At 67.7% G+C, this 20315-nt stretch carries 14 protein-coding genes; 4 read left to right on the top strand and 10 right to left on the bottom strand.

The features are described from left to right. Positions 1 to 882: 882 nt before the first annotated feature. The 3 genes from tcuB to IPP91_02790 are packed head-to-tail and all read right to left on the bottom strand — an operon-like array spanning position 883 to position 4093. Positions 883 to 2016 (bottom strand): tricarballylate utilization 4Fe-4S protein TcuB, encoded by a 1134-nt coding sequence (tcuB, locus tag IPP91_02780; GenBank protein MBL0141000.1) that lies wholly within the window; start codon positions 2014 to 2016, stop codon positions 883 to 885. After that, positions 2009 to 3403, bottom strand: a complete 1395-nt coding sequence (gene tcuA / locus IPP91_02785) for an FAD-dependent tricarballylate dehydrogenase TcuA (protein ID MBL0141001.1) — start codon at positions 3401 to 3403, stop codon at positions 2009 to 2011. The genes tcuB and tcuA overlap by 8 nt, the downstream gene beginning before the upstream one ends. A 6-nt stretch (positions 3404 to 3409) precedes the next feature. After that, on the bottom strand, positions 3410 to 4093 hold the full coding sequence (locus IPP91_02790; GenBank protein ID MBL0141002.1) for a GntR family transcriptional regulator: 684 nt from the start codon (positions 4091 to 4093) through the stop codon (positions 3410 to 3412). A gap of 95 nt (positions 4094 to 4188) precedes the next feature. Between IPP91_02790 and IPP91_02795 the strand changes: the two genes are divergently transcribed. Together IPP91_02795 and IPP91_02800 are read left to right on the top strand one after the other, a co-directional pair. Further along, positions 4189 to 5151 (top strand): tripartite tricarboxylate transporter substrate binding protein, encoded by a 963-nt coding sequence (locus IPP91_02795; GenBank protein MBL0141003.1) that lies wholly within the window; start codon positions 4189 to 4191, stop codon positions 5149 to 5151. A gap of 7 nt (positions 5152 to 5158) precedes the next feature. Continuing rightward, complete coding sequence (locus IPP91_02800; GenBank protein ID MBL0141004.1) at positions 5159 to 6190, top strand: Ldh family oxidoreductase; 1032 nt, start codon at positions 5159 to 5161, stop codon at positions 6188 to 6190. A 61-nt stretch (positions 6191 to 6251) separates the two neighbouring features. Here the strand turns inward: IPP91_02800 and IPP91_02805 are convergent, their stop codons facing one another. After that, positions 6252 to 7430: an alpha-hydroxy-acid oxidizing protein gene (locus IPP91_02805; GenBank protein MBL0141005.1), complete on the bottom strand. Its 1179-nt coding sequence runs from the start codon at positions 7428 to 7430 to the stop codon at positions 6252 to 6254. Between the two features lie 118 nt (positions 7431 to 7548). On the opposite strand from IPP91_02805, the gene IPP91_02810 reads away from it, so the two are divergent. After that, on the top strand, positions 7549 to 8499 hold the full coding sequence (locus tag IPP91_02810) for a tripartite tricarboxylate transporter substrate binding protein (GenBank protein ID MBL0141006.1): 951 nt from the start codon (positions 7549 to 7551) through the stop codon (positions 8497 to 8499). 14 nt (positions 8500 to 8513) lie between these two features. Here IPP91_02810 and IPP91_02815 read toward each other — a convergent pair whose 3' ends face one another. Both IPP91_02815 and prpF read right to left on the bottom strand, forming a co-directional pair. Then, positions 8514 to 9239 carry an ABC transporter substrate-binding protein gene (locus IPP91_02815; protein ID MBL0141007.1) on the bottom strand — a complete coding sequence of 242 codons (726 nt, stop codon included), beginning with the start codon at positions 9237 to 9239 and terminating at the stop codon, positions 8514 to 8516. 61 nt (positions 9240 to 9300) lie between these two features. After that, positions 9301 to 10464 carry a 2-methylaconitate cis-trans isomerase PrpF gene (gene prpF, locus IPP91_02820; GenBank protein ID MBL0141008.1) on the bottom strand — a complete coding sequence of 388 codons (1164 nt, stop codon included), beginning with the start codon at positions 10462 to 10464 and terminating at the stop codon, positions 9301 to 9303. Positions 10465 to 10596: 132 nt separating this feature from the next. Here prpF and IPP91_02825 point away from each other — a divergent pair, with 132 nt between their 5' ends. Further along, the gene (locus IPP91_02825) at positions 10597 to 14268 is read left to right on the top strand and encodes an L-glutamate gamma-semialdehyde dehydrogenase (protein ID MBL0141009.1); all 3672 of its coding nucleotides are present in this window, start codon (positions 10597 to 10599) and stop codon (positions 14266 to 14268) included. A gap of 37 nt (positions 14269 to 14305) precedes the next feature. On the opposite strand, the gene IPP91_02830 is transcribed toward IPP91_02825, so the two are convergent. The 4 genes from IPP91_02830 to fumC all read right to left on the bottom strand — a co-directional run bounded on the left by IPP91_02830 (position 14306) and on the right by fumC (position 20288). After that, positions 14306 to 15514 (bottom strand): hypothetical protein, encoded by a 1209-nt coding sequence (locus IPP91_02830; protein MBL0141010.1) that lies wholly within the window; start codon positions 15512 to 15514, stop codon positions 14306 to 14308. 522 nt (positions 15515 to 16036) lie between these two features. Continuing rightward, positions 16037 to 18088, bottom strand: coding sequence for a hypothetical protein (locus tag IPP91_02835; GenBank protein ID MBL0141011.1), 2052 nt, complete (start codon positions 18086 to 18088; stop codon positions 16037 to 16039). Positions 18089 to 18336: 248 nt separating this feature from the next. Further along, the gene (locus IPP91_02840; GenBank protein MBL0141012.1) at positions 18337 to 18624 is read right to left on the bottom strand and encodes a ferritin; all 288 of its coding nucleotides are present in this window, start codon (positions 18622 to 18624) and stop codon (positions 18337 to 18339) included. Positions 18625 to 18902: 278 nt separating this feature from the next. Then, positions 18903 to 20288, bottom strand: a complete 1386-nt coding sequence (gene fumC, locus IPP91_02845) for a class II fumarate hydratase (GenBank protein MBL0141013.1) — start codon at positions 20286 to 20288, stop codon at positions 18903 to 18905. Positions 20289 to 20315 lie beyond the last annotated feature (27 nt).

Below are 20315 nucleotides of genomic sequence, written 5' to 3' on the forward strand. Positions count from 1 at the left end.
GCAACCGCAGTGAATATCGGAGGCGCGACGTTCTACGTGGGATACGGGCCCGACCCCGCGTCGATGCTCAACAGCGGTCTCAATCGCGGCGTCGTGACCGTCCCGGGGGCCAGGGAATGCAAGCCGCAGGCCCCGCAGACCGGCTGGTGGTGGAACGCCGCCGAGGGCGGCCGTGGCTATTCCGTGGAAGTGGCCGGCAACCACATCTTCTTCGCCGCCTTCCTCTACGACGACACGGGGCGCTCGAACTGGTATGTGGCCACCGGCAACACGTCGCTCGACGGCTCCCTCTTCACCGGCGACCTGCTCAAGGTCACCGGCGGGCAGACGCTCACCGGTGCCTACAAGCCTCCGAATCCGGTGCAGAGCGCGGGCCCTTTCACGCTCGCCTTCTCCGATGCTTCCAACGGGACGATGGTGTGGCCCGGCGGGACGGTCGCCATCGAGCGCTTCAACATCATTCCGGGCGGACTCGCCGCAGCTCCCCAGGCCAACGTGCCGGAGTCGGGCTGGTGGTGGAACCCGGCGGAGAGCGGCCGCGGCTTCTTCATCGAGTGGCAGAACGGGAGCGCGGATCTGGCCGGCTACATGTACGACGAGGCAGGCAACCCGGTGTGGTACCTGTCGCTCTTCCCCACGCCCAACCCGCGCACCTTCAGCGGCAACTGGTGGAGCTACGCCAACGGCCAGACGCTCATGGGCGGGTACAAGCCCCCCACCCTCCCCCCCGAGCACCGTGGCGCCGGTCACGGTGCAGTTCGACACGACCACCACCGCCACCATGACCCTGCCCAACGGACGGCAACTTCCCCTCACCCGGCACCGGTTCTGAGCCGGCAGCAAGGCAGACACCGTCCACCGACGGCAGGCCGACCGCGCGATTCACTCATTGGCGATATCCGCAAGCGGCCGCCGCCGCTCCAGATGGAAGCGCACCAGCGCCGCAAGCCGGTAGAGGGCGTGCACAAACTTGCCGTAGGGCATCGTCACGAAGAGCGCCAGCACCAGGCCCAGGTGCGCTACCAGCAGCAGTCCCATGGCCCGCGTCTCGCGCAACGCGAGCAGCCCGAGGCCGGTCAGGCTTGCGAGGAAGAGCAGCGCGAGGAATCCCGCCTCCATCCCCTTCTGCTCCGGGTCCACCAGCTCCGGGTCGCGCCGGCGCTTGAGCCAGAGGAGCCCCAGGGGCCCGATGAGCAGTCCGATGCCGCCCGCGGTGCCCAGGATCACCGGAAGGCTCCAGAACGGGTACGGCGCCTTCCAGCCGAACGCGTAGTGGTAGATCGTCGCCGTGGTCGTGGCCGTGAAGCAGAGCAGGAATCCGTAGAAGGTGAGATGGTGGAATCGCCGCCGCGCGAACGAGGGTTTCTCGTCCGGGTACATGCAGCCGTCGCCGCCACCGTCGAGGTACTTGAGCGTGAGCGCATCGACCAGCGCGTTTCCCGCGGGCACGGGCGCCGCGAAATCGGCCGCTTTCTCCTCCATGTCCAGCCAGAAGCGCGCGAAGCCCATGACGAACGCGAGGAGCACGAAAGCGGACACCGAACCGAACACGGCCACCATCGCGTTGTGGGAAATCACGGCGTAAAAGGAACCCTGCGCGTCGGAAAAAGCCATGAGGAGGCGAGCCGGATCGGAGACCAGGGCGGCGAAAAGCAGCATGAAGGCGAGGCTTGCGGCAGTGGCGAGGCTCGTGACGATCCCGTTCGCCTCGAAGGCGCGCGCGAAGAACCCCGGCCAGGCGTACTTCCGGTAGGTCTGCACACGCACCTGCGCAAGGATGCGCGGGAAGTTGAGCTGGAACTCGTGCGGCGGCGCGTACTGGCAGGCGTAGAGGCAGGCGCCGCAGTTATGGCACAGGTTCGCGAGGTAATGCACGTCGCTCTCGGAGAACGAGAGACGGCGCTGCAGCGCCGGGAAGACCGCGCAGTAGCCCTCGCAGTAGCGGCAGGCGTTGCAGATCGCGAGTACGCGCTGCGCCTCCTCGACCAGTTGCGGCAGCGACCTGGGCTCAGCCATGGACATGGCGTGCGGCCTCGCTGCCCGCGATGCGGCCGAAGGTAGTGCCGATCGCCATGCCGATGCCGGCAAGGTAGCCCTTGCCCAGGATGTTGCCGGCCATGATCTCCCCGGCGGCGAAGATGTTGGCCGCTGGCCTGTCGTCCTGCAGGATCATGCGGGCCTTCTCGTCGATCGCGACGCCGAGGTAGGTGAAGGTGAGGCCGGGGCGCAGCGGGTAGGCGTAGAAAGGCGGCGTGTCGATGGCGCGCGCCCAGTGGGTCTTGGCGGGCACGATGCCCTCGGTGCGGCAGTCGTCCTGGACCGTGTGGTCGAAAGTGCCCGGGCGCACCGCGGCGTTGAACTCCGCGACCGTTTTCTCGAGCGCGCCCGGATCCAGGCCGAGCTTCGCTGCGAGTTCGCGCACGGTTTTCGCCCTTTCCGGCGGGAACACCGGCGGCATGAACTTGCCCATCGACTTGGCGTCGATGATCGAATACCCGATCTGGTCCGGCTGCCCGGCCACCAGGCGACCCCAGATCGCGTAGCGCTTGGGCCAGAAGTCCTCGCCCTCGTCGTAGAAGCGCTGCGCGTTCTTGTTGACGACGATGCCCAGCGACACCGCGTCCACGCGCGTGACGATGCCTCCGTCGAACCGCGGCGAGCGCGCATCGATCGCCACGCAGTGCCCTTGCGTGGGGTCGCTCACCTGCTTGGCGCCCTTGGCGAGCAGGAGCTTGAGCACCACGCCCATGTTGAAGGGGGTGCCGCGCACGAGGAAGTTGTCGGCCGGTGGCCCCCACGCTTCGCGCAGCCACGCCAGGTTCGATTCGAATCCGCCGGAGGCGGCCACGACCGTCTTCGCGCGGATCTCGTGGCGCGCGCCCCGGCATTCCACGATCGCGCCGGTGAACCGGTCGCCGGAGATCGCCAGATCGACCACCGCCGTCTCGTAGGCGATCTCGACACCCAGCTTTGCCGCGCTGGCGTAATAGGCGTTCATCAGGGCCTTGCCGCCGCCCAGGAAGAAGGCGTTCGTCCGCGACAGGTGCAGCGTCCCGCCCAGCGGCGCCTGGAAGCGCACGCCGTGCGCCTTCATCCACGGCAGGTGCTGCTCGGTCTGGCGGATGGTCATGCGCGCGAGATTCTCGTCGGTGAGCCCGCCCGTGACCTTGAGGAGGTCCTGCCAGTACTCCTCCTCGGGATAGGCCTGCGTGAGCACCTCCAGCGGGCCCGAGTGCATCGTTCGCATGTTGCGCGTGTGGCGGCTGTTGCCGCCGCGAAACGGAATCGGCGCCGCCTCCAGGACGAGCACGCTCGCTCCGGCCTTGCGCGCCGTGATGGCAGCGCACAGCGCGGCATTGCCGCCGCCGAGCACCAGGACGTCGCAGGTTCGTGAGGGGTCCATCGCCGGTCAGTCGTCCAGCATCAGGCCCAGGCGAGCCCGATAGGCGGCGCGGATGTGGGCGCGGGCCGCGGCCGCGGCGGCTTCGGCATCATGACGGGCGATCGCCTGGACGATCGCGTCGTGCTCGGCGCGCGCCGCTTCGGGCCGACCGGCGATCGCGAGCGTCGTCCTTCCCAGGAGCACCATCGATTGCCGCAGCGCGTTCACCGAGCGGACAAGGAAGCGGTTGTGCGCGCTTCGGAGCAGGGCTTCGTGGAACAGGCGGTTGATGCGCGCCAGGCGCATCGGATCGGCTCCGACCTCGCGATCGCGCTGGGCGATCTCGCGCAGCGTGTCGATCTCCGCTTCGGAGGCATGCCGGGCCGCCAGCCCCGCGGCAGTGCCCTCGAGCACCTCGCGCATGTCGTAGAGTTCCGCGACCATTCCGGGGTCGAGCTCGGCGACGATCATGCCGCGCGAGGGGTCACGCGCGATGAGCCCGTCGCTTTCCAGACGCCCCAGGGCCTCGCGCACGGGCGTGCGGCTGGCGCCGACCCACGTCGACAGCTCGACTTCCCGCAGGCGCGTGCCGGGCTTCAGGACCCCGGTTTCGATCGATTCGAAGAGCTTCCTGTAGGCGTGGTCGCCACGCGAGGCCCGGCTCGCTCCGGGCTTCGGTTTTCGTGCGATCGCTGGCTTGTGCGTGGGCATCAACAGGGACGGGGCGCGGATTGACAGGGGGCGGTGTGTGTATACAATCGTATACTGGATTCGCCATGACCGACAAGACCCCGAGGAGAACGCGCATGAGACGCTTGCTGCTTGCCGCCGCCGCACTGGCCTTCGCCGGAGCCACCGCCGCGCAATCGGATTTCCCTACCCGCTCGATCACGATGCTGGTCGGGTTCGCACCCGGCGGGGCGAGCGATACGGCGGCGCGCATCATCGCCAAGAAGCTCTCCGAGAACATGGGCCAGACGGTCGTCGTGGAGAACAGGGCCGGCGCCGGCGGCAACATCGCGCACCAGCAGATGGCCGGCGCTACCCCGGACGGCTACACCATCCTGCTCGGTTCGGTCGGCCCGCTCGCCGTCGCGCCGCACCTCATCGCGAAGCTGCCGTACGACCCGCTGAAGGACCTCGCCCCGCTCACCATGGCGGTCTCGTTCCCCAACGTGCTCGTCGTTCATGCCGGCGTGCCGGCGAAGACACTGGCCGAATTCGTGGCCCTCGCCAAGGCGAAGCCCGGTAGCCTCGACTACGCATCCACCGGCGTTGGCAGCGCCTCCCACCTGGCCGGCGAGCTCTTCAACCAGCGCGCCGGCGTGGACATCGTGCACATCCCCTACAAGGGCGGCGGCCCGGCCATGACGGATCTCCTCGGCGGGCGCGTCTCGGCCTATTACTCGACCCCGTCCACCGCCGGCCCGCACATCGAATCCGGGAAACTGAACGCACTGGCCGTCACCGGCCTGAATCGCTCGGTCTTCCTGCCCAACGTGCCCACCATCGCCGAGTCCGGCTACCCCGGGTTCGAGGCGGAAAACTGGTACGCGTTCGTGACCACGTCCAGGATGCCCGTGGCTCTCCAGGAGCGCTGGAACAGGGAACTCGTGAAGGTACTGAGCTCGCCGGACGTGAAGGAGCAACTGGCCAAGCATTTCTTCGAGCCCAAACCCTGCACGCGCGACGAACTCGCGAAGTACATCAAGAGCGAGTACGACACCTGGGGCCGCGTGGTGAAGAAGGCGGGAATCACCGCGAACTGAAGACTGCATGCGTTCGACGATCACGGAGGCCGAACTCGGCGAGCTCGCGACGAACGCGCTTGCCGGGCTGGGCCTGGATCGCCGGGATGCGGCCGACGCCGCCCGCATCCTGGTGCTCGGTGATCTCTTCGGAGTCGGCACGCACGGCGTGAGCCGCATCGAGTCCTATGGCGAGCGCCTCGACCTCGGCGGCATCAAGGCGCGCCCCGACATCCGCATCGACCGGTTAGCGCCGGCCCTCGTGAAAGTGGATGGCGACAACGGCGTGGGTCCCCTGGTCGGGATGCGCGCGCTCGAGGCTGCGATGGCGCTGGCGGGCGAATCCGGCGTGGGCATTGCATTCGCGCGTTCGAGCAACCATTTCGGCGCCGTGGGCCCCTACTGCCTCATCGCCGCGCAGGCCGGGTTCGCGAGCCTCATCGGGAGCAACGCCACGACGACCATCGCCCCCACCGGCGGGCGCGATGCGCGGTTGGGCAACAGCCCGGTGGGCTTCGGCGTACCCAATCCCGGCGGCATGCCCATCATCCTCGACATGGCGATAAGCGTCGTCGCCCGCGCGAAGATCCGCAATGCATTCAAGCGCGGCGAGTCCATTTCCCCCAGCTGGGCAACGGACAAGGACGGCAACCCGACCACCGACCCGAAGGCGGCGCTCGACGGATTCCTGCTGCCCATCGGCGGCTACAAGGGCTACGGACTGGCGCTCATCGTGGATCTCTTCGCCGGCCTGCTCTCCGGCGCCGCCTACCTCACGCACGTGAAGTCATGGTCCGACAACCCGGAACTGCCGCAGGACCTGGGGCATTTCTTCTTCGTCATCGACGCGAAGCGGCTCGGCCCGCCCGAGTGGCTGGCCGAGCGCATGCGGGACTTCATCTCGATCCTGCACTCGACGCCGCCGGTGGACCCCGCCTCGCCCGTCCTCGTGCCGGGCGAGATCGAGATGCGCAACGTCGAGCGCCAGCGCCGCGACGGGATCGCGATAGACCCGGAGCTGCGCTCGAAGCTCGAGGCATTCGCCGCCCGGCTGAAATGACAAAGGGGACAGACCCCTATTCAGGAAAAGGGGTCTGTCCCCTTTTTCACGGGTCTGTCCCTCAATCGAGCCGCCGCAGATGCGAGGGACGCAGCTCGTCGAGGCGGTTGATGCCCATCATCGCCATGTCGCGGTCGATCTCGATGCGCAGGATGTCGATCGCGTGGCGCACGCCCGCCTCTCCCCCGACCGAAGCGGCGTAGCCGAAGGATCTTCCCAGGAACACGAACTTCGCTCCCAGGGCGAGCGCCTTCAGGACGTCGGTGCCGCGGCGAATGCCGCTGTCGAGCATGACGGGCACGTCCCCGCAGACATCCACGATCTCGGGCAGCACCCGCAGCGGCGCAATGGCGCCGTCGAGCTGGCGGCCCCCGTGATTGGAAACCACGATGCCGTCCGCCCCGTGGTCGATCGCGATGCGCGCATCCTGCCTGTCGAGGATTCCCTTCACCACGATCCGGCCCTTCCACATGGCGCGGATCTTCGCGAAGTGGGCCCAGTCGAGGTCTCCCCGGTCCGAGTAGTCGCGAAGCACGTTTGGCGACAGGATCGGCGCGCCGCGCGTGGCGAAGTTATTCTCGAAGTGCGGCATGCCGTGCTGCGCGATCGTGCGCAGGAAGGTCCCGAAGAGCCAGCGCGGATGCGTGATGCCGTCCCACGCGAGTCTGGGCGTCGGCCTGAGCGGCGTGGAGAACCCCGCGCGAACGTTGTTCTCGCGGTTTCCCGCCATCGGCACATCGACGGTCACGACGAGCGTGCGATAACCCGCCTGCGCGATCCGTTCGATGAGCGGCACGAAGCGCGCCTCGTCGCCCGTGAGGTAGGCCTGGAACCAGGTGTCCGGCGCGGCCTGCGCCACCTCCTCCAGCCTGATGAGCGAGGAGCCGCTCATGGCCATGGGGATGTTCGCCCCACGCGCCCCGCTGGCCAGCACGAGGTCGCCGCGAAAGGCGTAAAGCGCGGCGATGCCGATCGGGGCGATGCCGAAGGGCGCCGCGTACTCGTGCCCGAAGAGGGTCGTGGACTGCCGGCGTCGCGCAACGCCCTTCAGTACGCGCGGAACGAAAGCCCATTCCGAGAACGCGGCCCGGTTGTCGTTCATGCCGGCGTTGTCCTCCACGCCCCCGGAGAGATAGGCAAAGACGGGCCGTGGCAGGTGGCGCCGGGCAGCCTCCTCGAAGTCGTCGAGGGAGAGGATGCCTCGCAGGCGGGCGGGCGGATCGTTGTTCGCGGCAGGCATGAAAAGGTTCGTGGAAGAATCGGCAACCCGAACGATAGCGCAATCGAAGCGATCCCCGCGTTTGCGGGTAAGCAGGCAGGCGTTGATCCCGACGCCCTTCCCGACGGAGAATCTCCCCATGAACCGAACTCTTTGCAATGTCCTCGCGGCGATCGGCCTTGCGTCGCTCGCCTTCGCCTCTGCCGCCCAGACCCCGCTCAAGCTTCTCATCCCCGCCGAGCCCGGGAGCGCCTGGGACCAGGCCGGCCGAACCCTCGGCGCCGCGATGGTCAAGGCGAAAGCGGCCGCCTCCGTGCAAATCGACAACGCTCCCGGTGCCGGTGGCACCCTCGGACTTGCGCAATTCGCGAATGCGTCGAAGGGTGACACGGCGGCCCTGATGATCGGGGGCTTGGGCCTGGTCGCCGCCGTGGAACTCGACCGCTCGGCCGTTCCAGTGCAACGCGTGACACCGCTCGCGCGGCTCGCGACCGGCTACGAAGTGGTCGTCGTCGCGGCCGACTCGCCCTTGAAGTCGATGTCCGACCTCATGAAGGCGTTCAAGGCCGGTCCGGGCGCAATCGCCTGGGGAGCAGGCGCGGTGGGCAGTCCCGAGCACCTCACGGTCGCCCTCCTGGCCCGGGCCGCGGGCGTGGATCCCGCCAGGATCCGCCATGTCGCCTTGAACGAAGGCGATGCATCCAAGGCTCTCGTCGGGGGCCGCATCGCCGTGGCCGTCGTGGGGTTTCGGGAAGCCGCAGAGGCCCGTCGCGGCGGGAAGGTGCGCGCGCTGGGCGTCTCCGGGCCCAGGACCATGGATGGCATCCCCTCGTTGCGGGAACAGGGCATCAACGTGGTGTTCGGCAACTGGATCGGGCTATTCGCCGCCCCAGGCCTGCGGCCCAGCCAGCGCGACAACCTGCTCGACGCCGTCCGGTCGGGCATCGAGGCGCCGGAGTGGATGGCGATTCTCTCCAGGATGGGCTGGACGCCCGTCTTCATGCACGGCTCCGACTACGCACGCTTCATCGACGAGGAGTCGAGGAGCCTCGGATACCTGGTGGAAGCGCTCGGCCTGCGCAGGAAGTAGCAGGCGGCAGGTCCCTAGCCTGCCGACGCAGGCGCAATCGTCACCTCGCCGACGCCGCTCTCGGCGAGCGCGCGCGCGACGAATCCGGACCGCTTGGCCTCCTCGATGAATTCCGCCAGGAAACGATGCGCAAGGCTTCGACCTTTGGGAACGCCGGAAGCCTGCCGGATGACCATGAAGCTGTCGGCCAGGACGCGCAAGCCCGGATGACCCGCGGCATACGCCTCGAGAGGCTGGCGCACGCCGGCGACAGCGTCGAGATTCCCGGCCAGGAAGAGTTCGATCGCAGCGGGCGAGCTTGGCGCACGCTCGAGCCTGGCTTGCCTGATCTGCCTCGTGAGATAAAGGTCGTAGGCCGTCTTGAGCCCCACGGCGATGCGGGTGCCTTCGCGGTCCAGCTCGCCCACGCTGCGAACCGGCGACTCCGCCGGCACGAGGTACGTGCCTTCGATGTGCACGTAGGGCGCCGTGAAGTCGATGTCGATCGCGCGCGCCGGATCCACCGCGAGGAAGGCGACATCCCACGCATCCTCCTTCACCGCATCGGCCGCCTTGCCGGCGGTGTCGTAGGTGACAAACTCCACCGGCACACCGAGCCGCGCGGCGAGCTCGCGACCGAGCGCAGGGCCGACGCCCTTCGGTTCTCCGCCGTCGGGATCGCGCTGCGCGATGACGGGATTGCCCAGGTTGATGCCGATGCGCAGGATTCCGGAAGGAGCGGTCTGCGCAACGACCCGCACGCTGGGGGCGACATCGTTGACCGGATCGACTTTCACGGTTCGGTTCTCCTCGTCGACATGTTCAGCTGGCCGGCACGCAAACCCAGCCCTCCATCAGCCTTCGGGCGCTGCGGCTCATGACGGCCTTCGTGACCGCCCATTGGCCATCGCGCAACGTGGCTTCCGCGCCCACCGTGAGCGTGCCTGAAGGGTGCCCGAACCTGACTTGCGCGGGATCACATTCCGGCCGGGCGCAGCGCTGCACGACCGTTCCCGGGATGGAGGCGGCGACCGCGATCGCGACCGCGCCGGTGCCCGTCATGGCGTGGTGGAGCTTGCCCATCGAGAGGATGCGCGCCGTCACGTCGATCGTGTCCGCGCCGACTGTCTTGCCGTCGGAGGCGACGTAGGACTGCGGCGCCGACATGAAGGCGAGCTTCGGGGTGTGGAGCCGGCTTGTCGACGCCTCCTCGACCGAGGACGCGTGGCCCATCGCGACGGCGCCGTGCGCCCGGACAGACTCGCAGCGCGCAAGGAGCGCCGCGTCGCCGTTCATCGCTTCCTGCAGCTCGGTTCCGCCCAGTCCCAGCGCCCGCGCATCGACGAAGACCGTGGGATTGCCCGCATTGATGAGCGTGGCCTCGATCCGGCCGACGCCCGGCACGTCGAGCACGTCCGTGATGTGTCCCGTGGGAAACATTGCGCCGCCCTGCGCCCCATCCTCGCCTCCGCCCGGCTCGAGATACTCGATGCGGATCTCGGCCGAGGGGAACGTCACGCCGTCCAGGTGGAAGTCGCCCTCCTCCACGACCTCCCCGTCCCGCACGGGAACATGCGCCACGATCTTCTTGCCGACGTTGGCCTGCCAGATGCGCACGGCCGCCATGCCATCGCGCGGCGCCGCGACGAGTCCTTGCGAGATCGAGAACGGACCCACGGCGCCGATGAGGTTGCCGCAATTGCCGGACCAGTCGATGAACGCCTTGTCGATAGACACCTGGCCGAAGAGGTAATCCACGTCGCAGTCCGATCGAGAGGACTTCGACAGGATCACGATCTTGCTCGTGCTCGAGGTGGCCGCCCCCATCCCGTCGATCTGTTTCCCGTAGGGATCGGGACTCCCGATCACGCGCTGCAGGATGCGGTCGCGAGCAGCGGAATCGGCCGGCAGGTCCTCCTTGCGGAAAAAGACGCCCTTGCTGGTGCCGCCGCGCATGTAGACGGCGGGAATGCGAAGTTGGGTCATGGCAATCGTCTCGGTGAGCCGGGTCTCGGCGAAGCCTGTGGCGAACACAGGCAGTCGGGTTCGATTCTACCGCCATGCGCCCCGCGGCACGGACAGTCGGGCAACTCAGGTGCGTGCTACGATTTGCGCCCCATGAGCACCCCTGACAAGCCCCCGCAACGTGCTGCGGGTGAATCGCCGGCGCCTGCCTACCCGCGTCTTTCCCGACCCGGATCACCGCTGCGCGAAGCCATCACTGCCGCCTATCACCGCGCCGAGCCGGAAGCGGTGGCGGCCCTGCGCCTGGCCGCGACCCTCGATGAAGCCGCCCTCGCCCGCATCCGGTCCCGCGCCGGCGCTCTGGTCGAGCGCGTCCGTGCGGAACGGTCCGGCGCCTCGGGGGTCGATGCGCTGATGAGCGAATTCGACCTGTCGTCGGAAGAAGGCATCGCGCTCATGTGCCTGGCGGAAGCGCTGTTGCGCATCCCCGATGCGCCCACCGCCGACCGGCTGATCCGCGACAAGCTCTCGCGCGGCGACTGGCGCTCGCACGTGGGCGGCAGCGAATCGCTCTTCGTCAACGCCGCGTGCTGGGGGCTCGTGGTCTCCGGCAGGCTCGCCCGTGCCGAGTCCGCCCCACGGGGTTTCGACGGGGCGCTCACGGCAGCTCTCGGGCGCCTCGGCGAACCGGTTATCCGTGCGGCGACCAAGGCGGCCATGGGATACCTCGGTTCGCAGTTCGTGCTGGGAGAGACGATCGACGGCGCGCTCGACCGTGCGCGGAAGAAGGAAGCCCGCGGCTACCGCTACTCCTTCGACATGCTGGGCGAGGCTTCCATGACGATGGCGGATGCCGACCGCTACCGTGAAATCTACCTCGAGGCGATCCAAGCCGTCGGCCGCTCCTCCGCGGGGCGGGGGATCTATGCGGGGCCGGGCGTTTCCGTGAAGCTCTCCGCCCTGCATCCGCGCTTTTCGCGCGCGAAGCACGAGCGGTCCATGGCAGAACTGCTGCCGCGCGTGAAGGAACTGATGCTGCTCGCGAAGCGGTACGACATCGGCCTCACCATTGATGCGGAAGAAGCCGAGCGCCTGGAAATCACCCTCGACCTGCTCGAATCGCTGGCGCTGGACGCGGACCTTGCGGGCTGGGACGGGCTCGGCTTCGTGATCCAGACCGTGCAGAAACGCGCGCCCTTCGTGGTCGACTGGATCCTCGATCTCGCCCGTCGAAGCGCTCGCCGCCTCATGATCCGGCTGGTGAAGGGCGCGTACTGGGATTCGGAGGTCAAGCGCGCGCAGGTGGCCGGCTACGACGACTATCCCGTCTTCACGCGCAAGAGCCACACGGACATCGCCTATCTCGCCTGCGCGCGCAAGCTGCTCGCCGAGCCGGGGCTCGTCTTCCCGCAGTTCGCCACGCACAACGCCTCGACGCTTTGCGAGGTGATCGAGATCGCCGGCAACCACCGCGACTTCGAGTTCCAGTGCCTGCACGGCATGGGCGAGACGCTCTACGACCAGGTGGTCGGCTCGAAGGACTTCGGCCTGCCCTGCCGGATCTACGCGCCCGTCGGGACCCACGAGACGCTCCTTGCCTACCTGGTGCGCCGGCTCCTGGAGAACGGCGCCAATTCGTCCTTCGTGAACCAGATCGTCGATCCCGAGGTGCCGATCGAGCGCCTGCTGGAGGATCCGGTCACCACGGCGAAGCCGTTTGCGGGAAGCCCGCACCCGCGCGTGCCGGCGCCCTCCGCGCTGTACCCGGATCGCCGCAACTCGCGCGGCATCGATCTCACCGACGAGCACGCGCTGGCCGCCCTGGAATCGGCTCTCGCGGCCGCCGCGAGCGAACCCTGGCCCGCCGCCCCGGATGCCACGATCGGCGACGTCGAACGCACGCTGGACCTTGCATGCGCGGCTGATGCGTGGCGGGCCACGACGCCACACGAACGCGCCGCCATCCTCGAGCGCTCGGCGGACCTTCTCGAGCAGAACGCCGCGCGCCTCATCCATCTCGCCGTGCACGAGGCCGGAAAGACGCTTCCCAATGCGGTCGGCGAGGTGCGCGAGGCAGTCGATTTCTGCCGCTACTACGCCGTGCGTGCCCGTGGCGAGGCGCTCGCCGCGCCCCTCGGCGTGGTCGTGTGCATCAGCCCGTGGAATTTCCCGCTGGCGATCTTCATCGGGCAGGTTGCGGCCGCTCTCGCCACCGGCAACGCCGTCATCGCCAAGCCCGCCGAGCAGACACCCCTCATGGCCGCCGAGGCGGTGCGCCTGCTGCACCAGGCTGGCGTGCCCTCTTCCGCCCTGCAACTGCTGCCGGGGCCGGGCGAGACGATCGGCGCCCGTCTCGTCGCCGATTCCCGCGTGGACGGCGTCGTGTTCACGGGGTCGACCGAGGTCGCCGAGATCATCCACCGCACCCTCGCCGCGCGCGGGAACGTCCCTCTCATCGCCGAGACCGGGGGGCAGAACGCGATGATCGTCGATTCGTCGGCGCTGCCCGAGCAGGTGGTCTCCGATGTCCTCGTCTCGGCGTTCGACAGCGCGGGCCAACGGTGTTCGGCGCTGCGGGTACTCTTCCTGCAGGAGGAGATCGCAGACCATGTCCTCGCGATGCTTGCCGGTGCGATGCATGAATTGGAGATGGGGGACCCTGCGCACCTCTCGACCGATGTGGGCCCCATCATCGACGCGGCCGCCAAAACCGGCCTCGACGCGCACGTCTCGCACCTGGAGAGAACGGCGAAGCTCGTCGCGCGGGCGCCCATGCCGGGCGGGCTCCAGGGCCATTTCATCGCGCCCGTCGCCTTCGAGATCGGCTACATCCGGGACCTGGAGCGCGAAGTCTTCGGTCCGGTCCTGCACATCGTCCGGTTCAAGGGCGCCGAACTCGCCCGCGTGGTGGACGAGATCAATGCCACCGGCTATGGACTCACGCTGGGTATCCACAGCCGCCTCGATTCCACGATCGATTTCATCGTGGACCGGGCGCGCGTCGGAAACATCTATGTCAATCGCAACATCGTCGGCGCCGTGGTCGGCGTGCAGCCATTCGGCGGCGAGGGAAAGTCCGGCACCGGGCCGAAAGCCGGTGGCCCGCAGTACCTGCGCGCGCTGGTGCGCGAACGCACGAGCGAGGCCGCTCCACCCCCTTTCGCGCCCCCGGTCGTCAACACGGCAGCGGCCACGGCGTTCGATGCCGCGATCAAGGCACTTGCGGGGGCCGAGCCCGGTTTGCGGGCGATCGACCGTGGCAAGGTACTCGCCACGCTGGCAACACAGGGCGGTGAGATCGTGGCGGCACTGGCGCGTGACTGCGCCGCGGCGCTCGATGACGGGAAGGAGCGCGAGCTGCCCGGGCCCACCGGCGAACGAAATACCTGGAGAACACACCCGCTCGGGCTTGCCGTCGCGCTGGGGAATGAATCCGGGCACGCCCTCGTCTGGCTCGGACAGGCGATGGCAGCGATCGCGGCGGGGAATCCCGTGCTCCTTGTGCCGGGGGGCGACACCTCCGATGCGGAGCGGATTGCTTCATGGGTGCGTTCGGCGGGATGGCCCGCGATCGCCGTGACGCGCGCCCCCCTCACGCAGTGCTCACGCCTGCCGAACCTCGCCGTGGTCGTGGCCGGCAGCCGTTCGATGGCCGCCTCGGCCGCTCCAGTGCTGGCGGCAAGGGCCGGCGCGCGAATCCCCGTGGTCGAACCGGCCGGCTCCGCGTGGCGCTATCCGGTGTGGCGACTGGAGACGGAGCGAACCGTCTCGGTGAACACCGTGGCCGCAGGCGGGAACGCCCACCTGCTCGCGCAGATGGACTAGTGCCTCTCCCGCGCGAAGTCCTGCGCGCGGCGAGGCTTCAGAACCGGAACCGCGTGAGCGCGAGCTTTCGTCCGTTCGGCAGCGTCATCGTCGCCGTGGTGGTCGTGTCGAACTGCACCGTCACCGGCGCCACGTTGTCGCTGATGCGCGTGGCCGGCTTGTACGGGCCCATGAGCGTCTGCCCGTTGCCGTAGCTCCACCAGTTGCCGCTGAAGGTGCGCGGGTCGGGCGTCGGGTAGAGCGACAGGTACCACACCGGGTTGCCCGCCTCGTCGTACATGTAGGCCGCGAGGTCCGCGCTCCCGTTCTGCCACTCGATGAAGAAGCCGCGGCCGGTCTCTGCCGCGTTCCACCACCAGCCCGACTCCGGCGCATCGGCCTGCGGAGCCGCCGCGAGCCCGCCGGGCACGATGTTGAAGCGCTCGATGGCCACTGTCCCGCCGGGCCACACCATCGTCCCGTTGGAAGCATCCGAGAAGGCAAGGGTGAACGGACCCACGCTCTGCGGGGAAGAAGGCGCCTTGTAGGCGCCGGAGAGCGTCTGCCCTCCCGTGACCTTGAGCAGGTCGCCGGTGAAAAGCGAGCGGTCGAGGGACATGTTGCCGGTTGCCACGTACCAGTTCGAGCGGCCCGTGTCGTCGTAGAGAAAGCCGGCAAAGAAGATGTGGTTGCCGGCCACCTCGATGGAATAGCCGCGGCCGCCCTCCTTCGTGTTCCACCACCAGCCGGTCTGCGGTGCCTGCGGCTTGCACTCGCGCGCCCCGGGCACGGACACGACGCTGCGATTGATGCCGCTGCTCAGCATCGAAGCGGCGCTCGAGCCGTAGCCCACGTAGAAGGTCGCGCCACCGATGTTGGCCGTGGCCACGCCATTGATCACATTCACGGCCTGGCCCTGCGCGGAGAGAACGCCGGTGACGTAGGCTTGCAGGCTCGAAGCGGAGACGGCCTTGAGCTGCCCGGTTGAATCGAGCTGCGCGAGCACGCACGCCACCGCCGTGTCCTTGGTCCCGTCCGCCAATGTCGCGTACCCCAGTGGAGGCAGTGAATCCTCCAGGACCGCGGCCTTGACCAGGGTCGACGGGGCCACGGCGAAGGTATAGACGCTGCCGGGCCTGCCGACGTCCTCGGGACGATACTGGATGGCCGCGGCGATGTTGGACACCGTGGGCCCGATACTGCCCGTCACGACCATCGGGAAGGCGGCCGGCACTCCCGTTCCCGTGATGGAGTATCCAAACGTCAAGGTGCAGGTAACTCCATTTCCCGCCGGCGCCGTTATGGGGCCGCAGGTTTTTGATGTTCCGTTCATCGCGAGCGAAGGAGACGCCATGTATTGAACGTTCAGGTCGCAGTACGCCGGAATGCCGTTGAGACTGTAGGTATAGGTGTGCTCGAGGGCCGCACCGGTTGGTGAGATGGGATATGAGCGATCATAGGCGGGAAATGTATAGGACCCGTCTCCAAGGCCGACGCAGGTTTCCGAAGCGGGTCCGTACACGCCGTTGAACTGTCCCTGTGCGTCCACAGCTCCGGTCCACGGATCGGTGCGCGTGCATGTCTGCGAGTTCCCGTTGCAGACGGTCAGGTAGGAAGAAGTCAGTGTTCCGCGCCACGTTCCGGCAAACGGACTTGAAGCACCCTGGGCGAACGCGCTACAGGCGCCTGCCACGAGGACCAGCACGCTTCCGGCTGCAACCAGGAAGCGCCTCACACCGGGAATATTCCGTGCCGACCCGCCGAGAGTTCCCATCGCCATCTCCCCTTCTCAGAACCGGAACCGCGTGAGCGCGAGCTTTCGTCCGTTCGGCAGCGTCATCGTCGCCGTGGTGGTCGTGTCGAACTGCACCGTCACCGGCGCCACGGTGTCCGGAGGAAGATTGGGTGGCCTGTAAGCCCCAGCAAGAGTCTGCCCGTTGCGGTAGCTCCACCAGTTGCCGCTGAAGGTGCGCGGGTTGGGCGTCGGGTAGAGCGACAGGTACCACACCGGGTTGCCCGCCTCGTCGTACATGTAGGCGGCGAGGTCCGCGCTCCCGTTCTGCCACTCGATGAAGAAGCCGCGGCCGGTCTCTGCCGCGTTCCACCACCAGCCCGACTCCGGCACGTTGTCCTGGGGCGCCGCCGCCAGCCCGCCGGGCACGATGTTGAAGCGTTCGATGGCGACTGTTCCGCCAGGCCAGATCATCGTCCCGTTGGACGCATCGGAGAAGCTCAGGGTGAACGGACCCACGCTCTGCGGGGCCGTGGGCGCGATGTAGGCACCCGTGAGCGTCTGCCCTCCCGTGACCTTGAGCAGGTCCCCGGTGAAGAACGAGCCTTCGAGTGACGTGTTGCCCGTGGCCACGTACCAGTTCGAGCGCCCCGACTCGTCGTAGAGAAAGGCGGCGTAGAAGATGTGGTTGCCGGCCACCTCGATGGAGTAGCCGCGCCCGCCCTCGGCGCTGTTCCACCACCAGCCGGTCTGCGGGGCCTGCGGCTTGCACTCGCGCGTGCCAGGCACGGAGACGACGCCGCGATTGATGCCGCTGGTCAGCATCGAGGTCGCGCCCGTCCCGTAGCCCACATAGAACGTCGCGCCCCCGATGTTGGCGGTAGCAACGCCGTTGATGATGTTCACCGCCTGGCCCTGCGAGGAGAGCACGCCCGTGACATAGGCCTGCAGGCTGGACGGGGAAACCGCCTGCAGTTGCCCCGAGGCGTTGAGCTGCGCGAGGACGCAGGCCACCGCCGTGTCCTCCTTGGTGCCGTCCGCCAACTTCGCATACCCCAACGGCGGGAACGAGTCCTTCGCGAGCGCACCTTTCACGAGCGTTGCGGGAGCCACGGCGAAGGCATAGACGCTGCCCGTCGTGCCCACGTCCTGCGGACGATACTGGATCGCCGCGGTGATATTGGACACCGTGGGCCCGATGCTGCCCGTCACGACCATCGGGAAGACGGGAGCTTCGGCCTTGAGCGTCACCACGGTACTGACTTCGTACAGCGCCGCGTTCAAGCTGCCGGGTAACGTTGCATTCGGGCGTACATCCACGATCGCCGAGTAGCTTCCGATGGCGACATATTCCTTCCCGGCGACGAACGTATTGGCCGGCACGGTGTAGGTCAGGAAGTTGGTGCCAGGCACGGCGGAGTGGAATTGCGCCTTCATCTGCGGTCCCCACTCGCAGCCGAACGGTGCGATTTCGGAGAATGGCAGGGTCGCGGCGTCGGCGGCCCCGACACAGATGAGGTCATCCGCGTGCGATCCGTAGGCCGTGAAAGCACCCGTCGTGATCGTGAGCGGCAGGGCAGGATCGAAGACATATTTGCCGTTCAACCATTTGCCGCCGGTGAGCGTAAGCACCGGGGCGTTGGGGAACGCATCGCCGCCGAGATTCAGGGAGATCGGGGTGCCGTTCACCGTGATCGTGTAGGTACCGCTGCCGAAGTACGAATTCAGGCTGGCGAGCGACGAAGTCCCGAAATCATTCCCGTTGAGCCCCCAGCGCCAGCCGCTGTCCCCGGGCACGTACACCAGCTTCCCGCCGTTGTGGATGCTCCCCAGGCCCGCGGTGTTGATGGGGCCGGTGAGGACGGGCGTCGGGAGCGAGGAGATGTTCGTGCCATCGATGTCGGCGCCGAAGCCGTAACCGTTGGTGGTGGGAGCCTGCGTGACCGTGGTGGCCGACGTCTGGACGTGCTCGATGTTCTTCTTGACGGTCACCGACCGGACCTGCGCCAGCACATCGCAGGCGAAAGAGGCGAGGAGCGCCGCCGCCAGCATCGCGGCGCCACGAACATGGACCAAGGAATGAGTGGTGCGAAGATGGGACGTCGTCATTTTCTCTCTCGTTTTTTTTGAATTTTCAAGGGGCATGAACGACAACGGATGCCTGTGCGCGGGCCAGATGGTATCGCACATGCGGGCGCCGTGTAATTGTCCGACCGCATGACTGCCGGGCGGCGTGCGCCACCAGGACCGGGACATCCTGTCATGCGAAACCGCAATGCCGCCGCCGAAGCCGCCGGCGTCGCGGATGACGGCCCCGCTCGCGAGCTCGTAGCGGCCTCTACCTCTCGCGCGGAACTTCAGTCGTGCGCGATGGCCTTCTCGGTGAACAGGTAGTCCTTCAGTTCCTTCGAGAACGTCGGATCCTTGCGCCGGATCCACTCCAGCAACATGGAAGCGTGTTCCTTTTCCTCGTCACGATTGTGGGCGAGGATCGCCCCGAGCTCGTTGTCCTGGCAGGCGTCGGCACGCTGGTTGTACCAGTCAATGGCCTCCAGTTCCTCCATCAACGACACGATGGCCCGGTGCATGTCGCGCGTTTCGTGGGACAGCTCTTCAACGGGTTCGTGATAGCCGACGCTGGACATGTCTTTCTCCTGTTTCGTGGATGGGCAAGGATCGGTGAAGGAGCGATAGCCGAATGTGGTGCACAACGATGACCTGAAGAAGTCGGCGTGACCTGCCGGAATGCGATTGTCGAGATCGCTTTCAGCCACCCACGAAGGGAGTCACGCCACCCATGTAGAAGGATACGATAGTTGAACTTCACCGGCCAGCGCGGGGACAGGGTCGCCTGGGCCCGATGCTTCGAGCAGGCACGCAGCGCCTGGCTTCCCGGGCCGTGCGGGCCGAAGCGGCGCGTGAACTAGACCATGCGCTCTGGGCGCACCCAGTCGTCGAATTGCGCCTCGGTGACGAGCCCGAGCGATAGCGCCGCCTCGCGCAGCGACGTTCCCTGCTCGTGGGCCAGCTTTGCGATCGCCGCCGCGCGTTCGTAGCCGACATGCGGGCTCAGCGCGGTCACCAGCATCAGGGAGTGCCCCACCAGCTCGGCAATTCGCGCACGGGCAGGCTCGATGCCGCGCGCACAGTGGGCATCGAAGCTCGCCATCGCGTCGGCCAGCAGGCGCGCGCTCTGCAGGAAGTTGTGGGCGATCAGCGGCTTGAAGACGTTCAGTTCGAAGTTCCCCGACGCACCGCCAACCCCCAGCGCCACGTCGTTGCCGAACACCTGGCAGCAAGCCATCGTGAGCGCCTCGCACTGCGTCGGATTCACCTTGCCCGGCATGATCGAACTGCCGGGCTCGTTTTCCGGCAAGAGCAGCTCGCCCAGTCCGCAGCGCGGCCCGGAGGCAAGCCAGCGGACGTCGTTGGCGACCTTCATCAGGGCCACCGCAAGAGTCCTGAGTGCCCCGTGCGCGCTCACCAGGGGATCGTGGGAGGCCAGCGCGGCAAAGCGATTCCCGGCGCACCGGAAGGGGTGCCCCGTCTCCAGGGCGAGCCGGGCCGCGACGCGCTCGCCGAACTGCGGATGCGTGTTCAACCCGGTGCCGACGGCAGTGCCCCCCACCGCCAGTTCCAGGAGCGCCCCGAGGGTCGCGCCAATCGCCCGATCGGCGTGCTCGAGCTGCGCCACCCAGCCCGACATTTCCTGCCCCAGCGTGAGCGGCGTCGCATCCTGCAGGTGGGTGCGGCCGATCTTCACGATGCCGGCAAACGCCGTTGCCTTCTCCGACAGCGTCGCGCGCAGAGCACGAAGCGACGGCAGCACGCTCGAGGTGAGGCAGGCCACTGCCGCCACATGCATCGCGGTCGGAATGACGTCGTTGGAAGACTGGCCGAGGTTCACGTGATCGTTCGGATGCACGGAGCGCGCCTCGCCGCGTCCGCCGCCCTGCAATTCCGAGGCCCGGTTCGCCAGCACTTCATTCATGTTCATGTTGGTCTGGGTGCCCGAGCCGGTCTGCCAGACGGAGAGCGGAAACGCATGCGGGTGGGCACCGGCAAGCACTTCATCCGCCGCCTTCGCGATGGCGCCGGCTACCGCTGCGTCGAGCACGCCCAACTCTCCGTTGACCAGCGCGGCGGTGCGCTTGACCCGGGCCAGCGCCATCAGCAGCGCCTCCGGCATGCGTTCGGTCGAGATGCGGAAATGAACGAGCGAGCGCTGCGTCTGCGCTCCCCATAGCGCGTCGGCCGGCACCTCGATGTCGCCGAATGAATCGTGCTCGATCCTCACGTCCTTGCCCATGGGCATGTCCTCCCTGCGTGGATGACC

The sequence above is a fragment of the Betaproteobacteria bacterium genome (genome assembly GCA_016720855.1).
Taxonomy (GTDB): Bacteria; Pseudomonadota; Gammaproteobacteria; order Burkholderiales; family Usitatibacteraceae; genus FEB-7.

Coding starts and splice junctions, on each gene's coding strand:
- tcuA (MBL0141001.1), bottom strand. CDS start 3,403: ATGGACCCCTCACGAACCTGCGACGTCCTGGTGCTCGGCGGCGGCAAT.
- IPP91_02800 (MBL0141004.1), top strand. CDS start 5,159: ATGCGTTCGACGATCACGGAGGCCGAACTCGGCGAGCTCGCGACGAAC.
- prpF (MBL0141008.1), bottom strand. CDS start 10,464: ATGACCCAACTTCGCATTCCCGCCGTCTACATGCGCGGCGGCACCAGC.
- IPP91_02795 (MBL0141003.1), top strand. CDS start 4,189: ATGAGACGCTTGCTGCTTGCCGCCGCCGCACTGGCCTTCGCCGGAGCC.
- tcuB (MBL0141000.1), bottom strand. CDS start 2,016: ATGGCTGAGCCCAGGTCGCTGCCGCAACTGGTCGAGGAGGCGCAGCGC.
- IPP91_02790 (MBL0141002.1), bottom strand. CDS start 4,093: ATGCCCACGCACAAGCCAGCGATCGCACGAAAACCGAAGCCCGGAGCG.
- IPP91_02810 (MBL0141006.1), top strand. CDS start 7,549: ATGAACCGAACTCTTTGCAATGTCCTCGCGGCGATCGGCCTTGCGTCG.
- IPP91_02840 (MBL0141012.1), bottom strand. CDS start 18,624: ATGTCCAGCGTCGGCTATCACGAACCCGTTGAAGAGCTGTCCCACGAA.
- fumC (MBL0141013.1), bottom strand. CDS start 20,288: ATGGGCAAGGACGTGAGGATCGAGCACGATTCATTCGGCGACATCGAG.
- IPP91_02825 (MBL0141009.1), top strand. CDS start 10,597: ATGAGCACCCCTGACAAGCCCCCGCAACGTGCTGCGGGTGAATCGCCG.
- IPP91_02805 (MBL0141005.1), bottom strand. CDS start 7,430: ATGCCTGCCGCGAACAACGATCCGCCCGCCCGCCTGCGAGGCATCCTC.
- IPP91_02835 (MBL0141011.1), bottom strand. CDS start 18,088: ATGACGACGTCCCATCTTCGCACCACTCATTCCTTGGTCCATGTTCGT.